14 protein-coding genes are annotated in these 14,279 nt (G+C 45.5%); 9 read left to right on the top strand and 5 right to left on the bottom strand.

Translation table 11 applies throughout. The annotated features are described in order from the left end of the window. The first annotated feature begins 81 nt into the window (after positions 1 to 81). Both ACTRWF_RS04825 and ACTRWF_RS04820 read left to right on the top strand, forming a co-directional pair. Positions 82 to 474: a TerB family tellurite resistance protein gene (locus ACTRWF_RS04825; protein WP_015066656.1), complete on the top strand. Its 393-nt coding sequence runs from the start codon at positions 82 to 84 to the stop codon at positions 472 to 474. 33 nt (positions 475 to 507) lie between these two features. Next, entirely contained in the window at positions 508 to 1,743 is a 1,236-nt protein-coding gene (locus ACTRWF_RS04820) for an alpha/beta fold hydrolase (protein WP_462835181.1), read from the top strand. A 106-nt stretch (positions 1,744 to 1,849) separates the two neighbouring features. Here ACTRWF_RS04820 and ACTRWF_RS04815 read toward each other — a convergent pair whose 3' ends face one another. From ACTRWF_RS04815 to ACTRWF_RS04805, 3 genes are all read right to left on the bottom strand, one after another. Then, entirely contained in the window at positions 1,850 to 4,966 is a 3,117-nt protein-coding gene (locus ACTRWF_RS04815; RefSeq protein ID WP_020743174.1) for an efflux RND transporter permease subunit, read from the bottom strand. Next, positions 4,959 to 6,017 carry an efflux RND transporter periplasmic adaptor subunit gene (locus ACTRWF_RS04810; RefSeq protein ID WP_041702655.1) on the bottom strand — a complete coding sequence of 353 codons (1,059 nt, stop codon included), beginning with the start codon at positions 6,015 to 6,017 and terminating at the stop codon, positions 4,959 to 4,961. Before ACTRWF_RS04810 ends, ACTRWF_RS04815 begins: the two co-directional genes overlap by 8 nt. 142 nt (positions 6,018 to 6,159) lie before the next feature. Further along, entirely contained in the window at positions 6,160 to 7,944 is a 1,785-nt protein-coding gene (locus ACTRWF_RS04805) for an ABC transporter transmembrane domain-containing protein (RefSeq protein ID WP_020745004.1), read from the bottom strand. 191 nt (positions 7,945 to 8,135) lie between these two features. Between ACTRWF_RS04805 and ACTRWF_RS04800 the strand changes: the two genes are divergently transcribed. Continuing rightward, on the top strand, positions 8,136 to 8,375 hold the full coding sequence (locus tag ACTRWF_RS04800; protein WP_462835238.1) for a hypothetical protein: 240 nt from the start codon (positions 8,136 to 8,138) through the stop codon (positions 8,373 to 8,375). A 25-nt stretch (positions 8,376 to 8,400) separates the two neighbouring features. Here the strand turns inward: ACTRWF_RS04800 and ACTRWF_RS04795 are convergent, their stop codons facing one another. Beyond that, a complete protein-coding gene (locus tag ACTRWF_RS04795) occupies positions 8,401 to 8,895 on the bottom strand; it encodes a hypothetical protein (protein WP_014948831.1) in 495 nt (164 codons plus the stop codon). Between the two features lie 388 nt (positions 8,896 to 9,283). Here ACTRWF_RS04795 and rpsP point away from each other — a divergent pair, with 388 nt between their 5' ends. The 5 genes from rpsP to ACTRWF_RS04770 all read left to right on the top strand — a co-directional run bounded on the left by rpsP (position 9,284) and on the right by ACTRWF_RS04770 (position 12,000). Continuing rightward, positions 9,284 to 9,535, top strand: a complete 252-nt coding sequence (gene rpsP / locus ACTRWF_RS04790) for a 30S ribosomal protein S16 (protein WP_015066663.1) — start codon at positions 9,284 to 9,286, stop codon at positions 9,533 to 9,535. A gap of 23 nt (positions 9,536 to 9,558) precedes the next feature. Then, the gene (gene rimM, locus ACTRWF_RS04785) at positions 9,559 to 10,080 is read left to right on the top strand and encodes a ribosome maturation factor RimM (protein WP_020745620.1); all 522 of its coding nucleotides are present in this window, start codon (positions 9,559 to 9,561) and stop codon (positions 10,078 to 10,080) included. Next, positions 10,081 to 10,842, top strand: coding sequence for a tRNA (guanosine(37)-N1)-methyltransferase TrmD (gene trmD, locus ACTRWF_RS04780; protein WP_020745621.1), 762 nt, complete (start codon positions 10,081 to 10,083; stop codon positions 10,840 to 10,842). It abuts the gene before it with no gap. Positions 10,843 to 10,860: 18 nt separating this feature from the next. After that, a complete protein-coding gene (gene rplS, locus ACTRWF_RS04775) occupies positions 10,861 to 11,220 on the top strand; it encodes a 50S ribosomal protein L19 (protein WP_024015986.1) in 360 nt (119 codons plus the stop codon). A 129-nt stretch (positions 11,221 to 11,349) separates the two neighbouring features. Then, the gene (locus ACTRWF_RS04770) at positions 11,350 to 12,000 is read left to right on the top strand and encodes a trimeric intracellular cation channel family protein (protein ID WP_015066666.1); all 651 of its coding nucleotides are present in this window, start codon (positions 11,350 to 11,352) and stop codon (positions 11,998 to 12,000) included. Positions 12,001 to 12,072: 72 nt separating this feature from the next. Here ACTRWF_RS04770 and ACTRWF_RS04765 read toward each other — a convergent pair whose 3' ends face one another. Further along, a complete protein-coding gene (locus tag ACTRWF_RS04765) occupies positions 12,073 to 12,789 on the bottom strand; it encodes an enoyl-CoA hydratase/isomerase family protein (RefSeq protein WP_151281271.1) in 717 nt (238 codons plus the stop codon). Between the two features lie 371 nt (positions 12,790 to 13,160). Between ACTRWF_RS04765 and ACTRWF_RS04760 the strand changes: the two genes are divergently transcribed. Further along, positions 13,161 to 14,249 carry a 3-deoxy-7-phosphoheptulonate synthase gene (locus tag ACTRWF_RS04760; RefSeq protein ID WP_020745623.1) on the top strand — a complete coding sequence of 363 codons (1,089 nt, stop codon included), beginning with the start codon at positions 13,161 to 13,163 and terminating at the stop codon, positions 14,247 to 14,249. Positions 14,250 to 14,279 lie beyond the last annotated feature (30 nt).

The raw sequence follows: 14,279 nt of genomic DNA, 5'->3' as shown, positions 1-14,279 counted from the left end.
AAGTCGGTCTTACTGTAAGTTTCTGCAGGATGCAGAATAGGTTGTGGTACTGCCGCGTACAGTACGAAGAGGAAGAGTGTTATGCAATTATCAGAACAACAAAGTTTCAATCAAGCCCTAATCAAATTATCAGTATTGCTCTATCAGGTGGACGGTATGGTCACTTTATCAGAACAAGACTACCTAAATGCGATGGTCGACTCATTAGACTGGCAAAGCCCAATATGTCCAGAAGCGTTTTTAAACGATACGATTTACCAAACGCGAAAGGCCATAGATACGGGTGATGCCATTACCTTCTTACGCAGTTTAAAAAACGATCTCGCTTTCGATGCAGAAAAGACCATGGAAGTTGCTATGGCTATTACCGGAGTAGACGGTGAAAGAAGTGATGAAGAAACGGAGTTATTGTCTCTTCTTACGCATAAACTGCTAGCAAAAGCGTTGGTTTCAAGTAACGATACGCTGCAGTAAGGCCTTTCTTAGCTTTTAACTTCAGCGGTCAAAATGTCTATATTTAGTTTTTATGCGGCACGTTTGTGTGCCGCTACTGTTGCCCTAATTTCCCTTAATGGCTGTAGCGTGTCGCACAGCACACAGTTCTCTGACAGTAACCAGCGCTTTCCTACAAGCGTAGATTCATATAGCAACTATTTAAGGGATGTTGAGGCATACCTGTACGCCCAGCGCGTTTTTATTGGTAACAATAAAGCGCAGGAAATAACAATGAATATGCCCTTTGAGTGCGCGTCACAGGTAAGTGATACCGGTATACTTTTAGTGCACGGCTTAGGCGACTCTCCCTATTTCTTTCGCGACGTGGCGCAGGCACTTTGTAATGAAGGTATTCGGGTACGAACTATCTTATTACCTGGCCACGGTTCAAAACCCGGCGATATGCTAAGCGTAAGTTACGAGCAATGGCAAAATGAGACGAATCATCATATTCGCCTTTTCTCACGTGAAGTAGAGAATATGTATATCGGTGGATTTTCAACGGGGGCGAACCTCACCACAATCGCTAGTTTCTCAATGGCGGAAAAATACGATGTTAAAGGGTTAATTCACTTTTCCCCCGCGTTTAAATCGCGCTTCTTTGTTTCTCGATTGGCCCCCTATATTGACCAGCTATTCCCTTGGCCTAATGTGGAAGAAGAAGACAATCCAAGCCGCTATAATTCTACGGCCATGCCAGGCTTTGCTGCCTATCAGGAAAGCGTAAATGTGCTACAAGATTTGTTTTCACAAAGCAACGAAGAAGCGCGTACCCTAAAGGTACCGGTTTTCATGGTCGTTGCGGAAAAAGACAGTGTGGTCGACACTCAAAAGATTGCCGAGCAGTTCCGTGATAATTTTACTCATGCGAAAAAGTGCCTGATTTGGCAAGGAGAGCATTCCCCTGCGCTACCTTCAAAGCTTATTGTTCAACAAACTATGAAGTTGCCGCAGCAGCGAATCAGTGCCGCTTCGCATATGAGTACACTGTTTTCCGATAAAAATTCTTTATATGGCACGCAAAGCCGTTTTCGCATTTGTGACAACGGGCAGGGTAGCGATGAAGAAGCGCGTTGCAATGCCGGCGAAGAGGTATGGTATGGCCCGTGGGGATACGAGGCTGAAGAAGAGGAAGTAGGCAATGTATACGCAAGGCTTACTTATAATCCGTACTTTGACACTATGGTAGAGCAGCTACTCGCGTTTACAGGCAAGTCAAAAGCAAACAGGCTTTGTACGTCAAATTAAAGCCATAAAAAACCTAAACCCTGGTTTCATCTATTTATAACGAGCAAATAGTTAAACATGGATTTAGGTTTTTCTGCATAGGGCTTTTTAGCCTTACTGGCTATAGTTAGGAATGCTGTGCTTGAGCATCTTCCATTTCTTTTTCTAGCTTAGCGCTTTCATCAGCTCTGGGTTTTGTGAATCGCGCTAACGCTAAATAAAGTACCGGCGTGAGATAAAGGGTAAACACAACGGCAATCCCCAAGCCGCCAAAGACCACCCAACCTATAGCATTACGGGCTTCAGCGCCTGCTCCCGTTGACAATATAAGCGGCAGGCCACCGAGTATAGTCGAAACAAGTGTCATCATAATGGGGCGAAGTCGCACTTTACCCGCTTCAACAATGGCGTCATAAATATCAAAGCCCTTATCGCGCAATTGGTCAGCAAATTCTATTAGAAGAATGGCGTTTTTGGCCAAAAGACCAATTAACATCACCAACCCAATCTGAGAATAAATATTAATACTCGTACCCGTTAAAAATAATGCGTAGACCGCGGCAGCAATACCGAAAGGTACGGTGAGCATGACCACAACAGCGCTGTTAACGCTTTCAAACTGCGCTGCGAGTACTAATAACACAATAATAAAAGCCAGGACGTAAGTTAGCGCGACTTGTTTGGATGTTTCTTCAAAAGTTTGCGCTTCGCCTAAAAATACAAGGCCAATACCATCAGGTAGTGTATCGAGGGCAAGCGTGCGAATTTGTTGCACCACTTCACTAAGTGCCACGTCCTCTGGTAATTCCATTTCTACTTTTATTGCGCGGCGCTGCGCTTGACGCTCAAGCTCTGCTGCTACCCCTTCTTCAGTTATATAAGCCACACTAGAAAGTGGTACCAAATTACCGTCAGTACTTTTCACATAAAGGCTCGTAAGTTCTGATGGGTCAAGCGTGCTGCGATTATTGGTCTGCAACATAATAGGAATGGCTTGATCGCCTACGTTCAAGTCGGCAATGTCATCGCCGTTTACCGCAGCCCGGAGTGTGCTGGCAATATCGGTAAGCGGGACGCCGAGTTCTTCGGCGCGGCGTCTGTCGATGTTTACCCGCATTTGAGGCTGGGTAGGGTCGTAACTAATACGAGGCCTGCCAAGCTCAGGCAGGGTGTCTTCTAATTGCCGGGAAAAGCGCTGTGCAGCCTTAAATATATTCTCGTACGTGTCACCGGTAAGGGCGATTTCAAGACCTCCACCTTGCCCGCGAAGGTTAAGGCTGTTACCGCCAAATGCGTTGCCCGGCGCGCCAGGAATTTGCTGTAGTTTAGGGCGAATCTCGTTAACGACGTCTTGCAGCGACGTGTCTCGTTCATCCCAATGTTTGAGCGGTGCCGTGATAAAGACGATATTAGGATCCCATGATCCAACCACCGTATAAATCGAGTCGATGGTGCCGTTTTCTACATAAGGCAGCAGCAGCTCTTCCATTTTCTCTGCTTGTCTGTCCATAAAGTTAAGTCCTGCGCCGTCAGGCCCACGGGCAAATATGCGTATGGTGCCCCTGTCTTCGCTTGGCAATAGCTCATTATCGATGTTTTGCGCCAGAATGTAGGCACCGCCGCCCGCGGCTAAGCTCAATATGCCCACAACCCAGCCATATTTAAGCGCTTTGAGTAGCGACGCTTGGTAAACCCTTAAACACGCGTGGCCAAATCGGCCGAACGTTTTGCTAAATAGGCCGGTTTTACTGGTTTGTTTTACCTTCAAACGGGCCGTTAATGCAGGTACAAGAGACAACGCTACAAAAGAGGAGATAACCACTGCACCCGCTAATACGCCACCAAATTCTCTAAACAAACGCCCTGCGGTCGAAGGCAAAAACGCGATAGGAATAAATACAGAGGCAAGTACGGCTGTGGTGGCAACCACAGCAAAGAAAACTTCTCGAGTGCCTACTACGGCTGCAGCGCGCGCACCTAGTCCCATGCTTCTGCGGCGCTGAATGTTTTCAGAAACGACAATGGCGTCGTCAACTATCATTCCGGTGGCAAGCACCAAAGCGAGCAAAGTGAGTATATTTATGGAAAAGCCCATTCCCCAAATAATAGCAAGTGCACCGGCAAGCGATACGGGTATAGAAAGCGCTGGAACAATGGTGGCACGCCACGAGCCAATAAATACAAGAAGGGTAACCACAACAAGGGCTATGGTCAGGCTAAGGGATACGACCACTTCTTTAACTGAATCTCGAATGAATTCAGCATCGTCAGCGGTAACCACAATATTCATATCAGCAAAGCGTTTATCAAGGTCTTCGACCATTGCCAACACTTCATCTGATATTTCAATAGTATTTGAACTGGCCTGGCGTATTACGCCTACACCAATAACAGGCGTGCCGTCCAAACGGACCACGCTGGTGGTGTCCGCTGGGCCAAAGTAAACGCTGGCCACATCGTTAATACGAATATCACCGGTTACAACAATATTACCTACATCTTCAGCAGATACGGAGGTGGCATCGGCCCGCACAATTAAGGCTTGCTCGGCCGATTGAATACTACCTGCAGGAACATCAAATGGCGCAAGGGCGAGAGCATCGCCAATGTCACTCATCGACAAACCAAAACTGGTTAAACGAAGAGGGTCAACAGATACACGTAAAACGCGCTCTCGGTCACCATTTAGCGTTACGTCGGCAACACCTGGAATACTTAAAAACAAAGGCGCGACATCGGTATCAACACGTTCGGTTAGGGTCTCCATATCTAACGTATCGCTAGATATGGCCAAACTTACCACCGCTTGTGCGTCACTGTCAGCGCGAATAATCGCTACTTGTTCAACGTCTTCGGGAAGCTGGCGTTGAACACGGCTAACCGATTCGCGAACCTCGTTTGCCGCGTCTTCTAAATTCACGCCAGGTCGAAATTCAACCCTTACTCGGGCAGAGTTTTCTTCACTTTGTGCGTATATGTTCTTAACACCGCTTACTCGCGCAACGGCACCTTCAAGGCGTCCGGTTACCTCGGCGTCGACGGTTTCCGGTGACGCGCCAGGAAATTGCGCAGTTACCGTTACTCGCGGGGTGTCTACATCAGGAAGTTCACGAACTTCTAGGCCACTAAGTGCGGCAAGCCCGGCAATAGCAATAAGCAAGTTAAGTACAACGATAAGAACCGGACGTCGTATCGACAGAGAGGGTAAATCACTTACCGAAGAAGATAGGTTTGAATCACTCACCTTGAGGCCCTCCGGCCAACTCGGTGGTAATTTCTTGCCCGGAACGTAAACGCTGAACACCTTCTGAAATTAGCGTGTCACCTTCTTCAATATCACCAGAAACTAAAATTGTTCCTCTTAGGCGTTGGTGAACGCTTACATCGACTTTTTTCGCTTTGCCATCTTCAGCTAACCAAATGTAGGCTCCGGTTGCTCCCCACAATAATGCTGCTTCTGGAATGGCTGCAAATCGGTCGCCTTCAATACTTAAATTAACGCGGAAACTCATGCCCGGACGAAATTGATCCGATGAGTTGTCAAGCAGTGCTCGGGCGCGAAGGGTTCGGTCTGCTTCATTGATGCGAGAGTCTACTTGTGCAATTTCTGCTTTTACACGCTTCTCTTTGTCGCTCCACGGCTCAAGCGTAACATTCGGCGCATTAAGTAACACGGGTAACGCGGCTTCGGGCGCCTTAAAGTTGATGAAAAGTTTACTTCTGTTGTCTAGCGTAGTGATAACGGTTTGCTCGTTAATTCGGTCGCCAACTTCAACCTCAGTAAGCCCGACTACGCCATCGAATGGCGCGATAATGTGTCTATCTTCTAAATCGGCTTGCGCTTCTTCAAGCGCAACTTCGGCAAGATCACGTTGCGTGCGAGCAAGGTCAAGTTCGCTAACGGGCACTGCGCCTTGTTTATAGCTAGAAGCCAAGCGTTCTACCGTACGCTGTGCATCTTCTAAGGTAAGCTTCGCGCGTTTAAGCGCTGTTTGCTGGCGTCTGTCGTCAAGACGTACTAGCACTTTTCCTTTTTCTACTGATTGGCCAGGAACAAAGTTGATTTCAGTAACTTCGTCAGAAACGGCAGGGTAGAGCACGATAGAGCGTACCGCTTCTGCACTGCCCACCGCTTCAACTTTGCGCGTTTCGTTCATAAACTCAATGGGCTTGGTAACCACCAGCTTAGCTTGTCGGTCGCCCATAAACTGCGCGTTGGCAGTGGGTATCATCACTAAAAAAAGAGCACAAAGACGTGTCCATGTCTTCATCGCATCATAGACTGAATTTTTCATTTTAAACCCGTAGCGTTATTAAGGCCTGTCGAACGTTGTTGTACATTTTTACAGCGGCCTCGTTTTATTGTTTTACCAAAGCGACCATTAATTAGGCGATTGGTTAACCTCGTTGTTTGTACCGTATAGCACCACAGGCGGTTCAGCTAAGCAATTGCAGTTCAGCGTATTCCCTGTACAAGGTATCGCTTTTCATAAGAGAAGCGTGATCGCCGCTACCTACAACTTGGCCTTGGTCCATCACTAAAATGCGATCTGCGTGCTGTACTGTTGATAGTCGGTGAGCAATCACAATGCTCGTTTTCCCTACCATCAAACGGTCAATAGCTTGCTGAACCATACGTTCACTCATGGCATCTAGAGCGCTGGTGGCTTCATCAAGCAGTAGAATAGGGCGGTCAGCTAGAATGGCACGGGCGATGGCAATCCTCTGCTTCTGACCGCCAGAGAGTTTAACGCCTCTCTCACCTAGTTGCGTGTTATAGCGCTCATCTAAGTTATCGATAAACTCATGGGCAAAGGCTTTTTTGGCTGCGCTAATTACTGCCTCATCGCTAGCTTCTGGATTGCCGTAACGAATGTTTTCTAGCACGGTATCTGCAAAGACCACGGGTTCTTGCGTGACCACCGCAATGTGGTGACGCAGGTGCTCTACTGGCATTGTATCGATGGGCGAGCCATTAAATAAAATTTGCCCGGAGGTGGGATCGTAAAAACGCATTAATAATTGAAACAGGGTAGTTTTACCCGCCCCGCTAGCGCCCACGAGGGCAAGTCGTTCCCCTTCACGAATATCAATGTTTAGGTTATCGAAAAGAGGTTTACTATTGGGGTAGGCAAAGCTGACATTTTCTAGCTGAATTCTAGGGGCCGCTTTTGATATGTCGATGTTAGTGGCGGCAGATTTCACCGGTATTCCGGCATGGGTGTTAGCACTTTTAATCGCAGGTTCAGTGGTAAATAATTCGTACAAACGCTCACTGGCACCGACACCTCTTTGCACTTCACCAATTACTTCGCTAATGGTGGCTACACTACCCCCTGCCATCACGGCGTAGAAAAGAAAAGCGGAAAGTTCACCTACTGTCATTGTGCCGTCTAGCACTTGGCGCGCACCCACCCACGCGATAAAGATAATGGCTGTCATGCTAATGCACATAATGCAGCCAATAAGCAAAGAGCGATAGTGAATACGCTTTTTAGCCACATCCATAGCAAGCTCTACTTTTTTAGAGAAGTGCAAGCGTTCTGCATTTTCGGCGGTATAGGCCTGTACGGTCATTATTTCGTGAAGACTTTCATCGATACGGGCGCCTAAATCAGCTACTTTATCTTGGCTTTCTTTCGCGTATCGGCGTACCTGTGGTGCTAATACCTTTATTGGTACTAAAACAGCTGGAACTGCGACAATCACGCAAAACGTTAGTAATGGACTTGAAAAGGTCATTAGTATTAAAGCGCCGACAAAGGTAACCACAGAACGTAAAGTCATAGATAGACTCATACCGACAACAGTCTGAATAATCGTAGTGTCACTGGTAAATCGAGAAATGACTTCTCCGGTTCTAAGCTCTGCAAAAAACGAAGGGGGGAGAGACAATAAATGTGAGTAAACTTGATTTCTAATATCAGCGCTTACTCGCTCGCCTAACCAGGTCATAAGGTAAAATCGAGCGTAAGTCGCCAGGCAGGCAACAATCGTAATAGCAAGTACCATTACAGTTGCTTTATTTAATGTATCTGCCGCGTTTTCAATAAAGCCACTGTCGATGGCATACTTTATTCCTTGCCCTAAAAGTAGCCACGCAATAGCCGCGGTGAAAAGAGCAATAACCGCCCCTACAACGCGTGACTTGTAGTGAAGTAAATGTGAGCCAATCCACTGTAATACTTGTTTTGTCGATACATCAGCTAGCGGTGTTGTCAAAATTACCTCGTTGTGCGCATTACTTCTTGATAGCGGTGTGTTTACAACACCATTTAATATTGATGTTTGGATTATACGGCAAAGTAGGTACATTAGACGTCAGCAATGCGATTACAATGGCAGTATATACGCTGGGATGAAAATAGAGGGGACTATTCATGTGCAGCTGATGCTGTGCGTTTGCTGAAGAAATAGGGCTTGATGTCGAGAGTTTCGAATTGGATCTCAACAGTGAAAGTACAATTGAGCAATTAAATGAAGAAATGCATATGGCGCGTAGTATAGGCGCCCAGGGCTCTCCCAGCTTAATACTCAAATCAAACAAACTTGCCAAGGCAGAAGAGACAAAATCACGAGCGCTTAAAAACGCTCAGTGGCAAAACATACCTTACGATTATAATGACGCAAGTGTAACCCTACGTCGTCTGTAACCGTTATTGAAAAAAGCGCGCACTTTTAAACTGTGCCTTCCTTGCATTGTTCAAGGCGTAAATCTCCCACCGATTTTGGGTATTCAACACGGGTTGTAACGATGTCAGAAACAGGGACGCCAGAATCCGTTTCTTGGAGCCATACTTTCATATCGTGATGGTCACGAGATTGGTTGAGCGAGTAACGCTTGCCGCCTTCTAAGTTTACATCTAGCCTAACTATCGCCTCGCGAGTGGTACCATCAGGCAGGTCAGTGTTTACGACACTGGCTTGAACAAATAGAACATGCTCTCCCGGCTCAACATCCCGAAGAACTAACGCACCGTTAGGGCGTTGGTTAAAACACATCAACTTTACGTACTCTCGCTTATTGTCAAAGGCTTCTCCGCGGTTAGCGAAAAAGTCTATACGAGCTTCATTGGGTTGGACTTCTGCTTGTTGTGTGACCATATCTGTAGCGGATGAACACGCGAAAAGTGGAGCAATTGATGTAGCGAGTATGAGTGATGATAATTTCATTCGAATAATCCTTCTTCGTGATCCATTTACTGAAGCCTTTGATTAACAAATGCGCCAGAGAAAAACTAAAACCCAGTTAACTGCCATCCTTTAAACTGCATATGGCTTAAGTTTTTTATCCACACTAAATCCTAGTGCTACGTTAACAATACACCACCAGATGATATTTTAAAGAAATTTGCGAAAGATCATGCATGTGTATTTGCGTTCTTAGGCCATCGCCTACTTACGGGAGCGATATTGAACTAAACAAAGGATAAATCAGGTTTTTACTTGCATTGAACGGTGATATCCGTATAATTCGGCGGCCTTCCAATTGGCGTCTAATTTTTAGACGTTAAATGAAGGCTTAAGTTAACGGTAACGCTACAACGAGTTTGAGGCATTTATGGTTACTATTCGTTTACAGCGTGGTGGCGCGAAAAAGCGTCCATTTTATCAACTAGTGGTTGCTGATAGCAGCCGTGCAAGAAACGGTCGTTTCATTGAAAACATCGGTTTCTTCAACCCAACTGCACAAGGTCAAGCGGAGCGTCTTCGCGTAGATCTAGAGCGTGTTGATTACTGGGTTGGCGTAGGCGCGAGCTTATCAGATCGCGTATCTAGCTTGGTAAAAGAAGCGAAAAAATCTGCAGCGTAAGCTGTTATTAACTGGTGGTATAGATGAGTCTAGCGTCTGACAAAGTGATTGTTGGCAAAATTGGCGCACCGTACGGTGTTAAAGGTTGGGTCAAAATCAACAGCTATACAGAAACGCCAGAAGGTATTTTTGATTACGCGCCATGGTTTCTTGGCGAAGAAAAAGAATACCAAATTGACCAATGGCGACCGCACGGTAAAAGCCTCGTTGCAAAAATTGTGGGCGTTGATAGTCGAGACGATGCCGAGCGCATCAAAAACTTGGATATCAACATAAATGCTTCACAGCTGCCTGATTTAGGCGACGAAGGGGTTTATTGGCGTGAGCTCACCGGCATGAAAGTAGTAACAACGCAAGGTTACGACTTGGGTGTGGTGAAAGAAGTGTTTAATACAGGTGCTAACGACGTGATTCACGTTAAAGCGAATGTAGGCGATGCTTTTGGTCAAAAAGAAAGACTATTACCTTTTGTGTTCGACGAAGTCGTACAAGAGGTGGATAAGGAAGCGAAGGTCATTAAAGTTGACTGGGACCCGGGGTTTTAAGTGACACCGGAAAAGTGGTTTGGCGTTGTTAGCCTGTTTCCAGATATGTTTGCCCCTTTTACCCAACAGGGTGTGATAGGACGAGCTGTTAAGTCTGGAACTGTATCGGTTGACACCTTCAACCCCCGTGACTTTACACATGATCGCCATCGTACAGTAGACGATCGCCCCTACGGAGGCGGACCCGGTATGCTGATGATGGTAAAACCGCTAACCGACGCAATACAAGCCGCCAAGAAAGTGGGCGGCGAAAAAAGTAAGGTGATCTACTTATCACCACAAGGGAAACCCCTTGACCAAGCAGGCGTACAGCGCCTTGCTAACATTGACCGCACAATTTTAATTTGCGGCCGATATGAAGGCATCGACGAGCGAGTAATCGAAAGCCATGTAGATGAAGAAGTCTCTATTGGTGATTACGTGCTAAGCGGCGGTGAACTGCCAGCAATGGTCCTTATGGACGCGGTTGCACGGTTAGTTCCTGGCGTGTTGGGGCATAAAGCCTCGGCAGTTGAAGATTCTTTCACTGACGGTCTTTTGGATTGTCCGCACTATACGCGGCCCGAAATACTTGATGGTCAAAAGGTGCCTGAGGTGTTGTTAAGTGGTGATCATGAAAAAATTAGGCAGTGGCGATTGATGCAGTCTTTAGGTAGAACCTTGCAGCGTCGCCCTGATTTGTTAAATCACCTAGCTCTGACTGAGGAGCAACAACGTTTGCTTGATCAATATCAAGCACTGTTGCGGCAAGATGACAGTTAACTAGGACGAGAGGATATGATGAGCAAAGTCAGTCAAGATATCATCAAAAAAATCGAAGAAGCACAGCTAAAAACTGATGTTCCTGCGTTTGGTCCAGGTGACACAGTAGTTGTAAAAGTTCGCGTTACCGAAGGTGACAAAGAGCGTCTTCAGGCTTATGAAGGTGTTGTTATCGCTAAGCGTAACCGTGGTCTGCACTCGTCTTTTACCGTGCGTAAAATTTCTAGCGGCGAAGGCGTTGAGCGTGTGTTCCAAACACACAGCCCGGCAGTTTCTTCAATTGAAGTTAAACGTCGCGGTGCGGTTCGTCGTGCTAAGCTTTACTATCTACGTGAGCGTTCAGGTAAATCTGCACGTATCAAAGAGAAGCTTAACTAAGATTACTAATCCTTGCGTTATTGTTAACTTCGAAAAAACCCGCTTCAAGCGGGTTTTTTTGTGCTTAAAATCCGATCTTTTTTCTGTTTTATCCATTACCTACATTAAGGTTTTTTAATAGAGAGCAGAATGACTTCCGAATATTTTATCGTGCTAGGCATTATCGGTGTTGCCTTCTTCGCTATATCAGGCGCACTGTTGGGACACGAAAAGAATATTAATGGTTTCGGTATAGTGGTTGTTGGCGTAATGACGGCATTAGGCGGCGGAACCTTAAGGGACCTATTGTTAGGTAAACCTATTTTCTGGGTAGATAGTTCTGAATACCTTTTAGCAACCTACAGCGCAATATTTGTTACCGTATTATTCATACGCTACTTCCCATCACCTTCAAATTTTTATTTCATCTTGATTGATACAGTAGGGCTTGCCATATTCAACGTGATAGGCATAGAAAAGGCATTGATTAGCGGAACAGGAATGATTGTCGCATTAACCATGGGGATGACGACAGGCATCTTTGGCGGTTTGATGAGGGACGTTGTTTGCCGAGAGGTTCCCTATGTTATGCGTGGTGATGTTTATGCCAGCGCTTGCTTCGCCGGGGGCCTTACTTATGCTGCGCTATTTGCGCTCGATATACCTTACATATGGTGTATTTTAGGCTCTATTGGCGTTACGGTGCTATTGCGGATTGCATCACTTCACTGGGGCGTCAATGTTGACCTGTTCAGAAAGCGAACGCCTAGACAACAGAAAAAAGAGAGTAGCACTGAATAGCCACTAGTGTCAGCGCTATACAAGGCTGTGTAAAACGCTCGCGTTACACAGCTTGCATGAGAAAAACGTTATTTAAACCATAAGGGTAAGCGCTTCAATCATGGGTTTATTCTCTATATTAATGGTGTGGATAATATGCTTATGCAGGCGCTTTTTATGCTCGGCAAAAATACTACGCTTTTTGTCGAAGGTTTTTGCATAGTTTACTGCGCCTTCTATCAAAGACGCCTGTGAGTTATATGCTTTTTCTACAACATGGTCGTCTTCTAACTCTTTACCAGAAACACGTCTGCCAGATAACTTCATTTCGTTAAAGCGGTAGTAAGGCATTGCCTTTTTGACAAACTCAATCATTCCCGGAAGAAAAGGAATAGATAGGTCAACTTCTGGAAAACAGAAGAAACCTTTATCTGCGCGCATAAACCGGAAATCACATGCGCACGCCAATATAGCACCATTGCCAAAAGCGTGACCGTTAATTGCCGCTATCACAGGAAGTGGGTAAAGCAGGAGTGTTTTAAACACGTCGTCCATGTCATACATGAACTGCTTGATCTCTTCAGTACGAGCAGCTTTCATCGCCGGCATCAGCCAGTCAGTATCAATGCCTAAGCTAAAACATTTTTCGTCGTTTGACGTGATCACCAGTGCTTTGCAATCTTCATTGCTTTTGATGGTATCTAATGCAGACAGCATCTCTTTGGCAAAAAGCGGGTTGTGGCGGTTTTCACCATTTTTCATGGTTAACGTGGCAACGTGGTCTGTGTAGGTGATAACTAAATTATGCATTGTTTTCTCGTTATTATTGCGTTGTTGCAATAATACAAAATCCTTAAGAGGAATGAGAAATTTAGCTTATTTATGTTGGTTAATTATTCTAGCAGCGGTTAAATGACCGAATCCTAACTGCCGGTCATTATTTAATCGAATGCTATCGATGCTTGCCAATAAGTCACGCTGTTTTGCTACGAATCTAGCTTAGAATAAAGTATTATTCGTTATTGCTTGCGCTATTACGCTTAAGTTGTTAAAAAGTCAATGACGTTAAAGAAATATAGAAAAAGCTGGTTGTACAATAAAGTTTACATGCCGATTGCACACTCTTTTAGCGTTTTAGTTTTCCGTTTTTTATTTGAAGTTAAGAGAGTAAGAGAGCTCCCATGATCAAGGACACCGTAAATAATGTTCACGTAAGTACAGAAGATGTACTTATTACCCCAGAAGCGTTAAGCGCTGAACTGCCTGTTTCAGACAAAGCGCTCGCCGCCATTTCTGATTCTAGAAAAATCGTTTCAGATATTATTCATCGCCGCGACCATAGAATGCTAGTTGTGTGTGGTCCATGCTCCATTCACGATGTAGAAGCTGCGAAAGAATACGCGCTTAAGCTGAAAGAACTTCACGAGTCATGCAAAGATACACTCTTTATTGTAATGCGCGTTTATTTTGAAAAACCGCGCACTACTACAGGTTGGAAAGGCCTAATAAATGACCCCCACATCGACGGTACGTTTGATATTGAAACGGGCTTACGTAAAGCAAGAGAACTACTGATTTGGCTAGCAGAGCTAGAGCTGCCTGTTGCAACCGAGGCGCTAGACCCAATTAGCCCACAGTATCTGGCAGAGTTATTTAGCTGGGCGGCTATCGGAGCGCGTACATCTGAATCTCAAACTCACCGTGAAATGGCAAGTGGTCTTTCTATGCCAGTGGGTTTCAAAAATGGTACAGATGGAAGTTTAGATATTGCGATTAATGCCCTTAAATCGGCCGCATCTGGCCATCGCTTTATGGGTATTAATAAGCAAGGTCAGGTAAGCATTATTGGGACCAGCGGTAACCCAGACGGCCATATTATCCTTCGTGGTGGTAAGCAGCCTAACTATGACTCTGTGTGCGTGTCTGAGTGCGAAATTGAACTACAAGATGCGGGCCTAACCGCGGGCTTGGTTGTTGATTGCAGCCATGCTAACTCGTCTAAAGATTATCGCCGTCAGCCGTTAGTTGCGCAAAACGTGGTGAACCAAATTCTTGAAGGCAATCAGTCTATCATTGGCGTTATGCTAGAAAGCCACTTAAAGCCTGGTAATCAAAAAGCAGAAGGCAAAAAGCCTGAAGAACTAGAATACGGGGTTTCGATTACAGATGGTTGTATCGACTGGCAAACCACAGAAAACTTAATTACTCAAACCAGAGATAAATTAATAACTGTGCTACCCTTACGTCAAAATAAGCGCACGGTGGCTTAAGCCTATTAGCCTACGTGCCGTTTGATTCAA

It is taken from the genome of Alteromonas sp. G5_S2_22_S1 (assembly GCF_054968525.1).
This window is presented reverse-complemented; position numbering and strand designations above follow the sequence as displayed.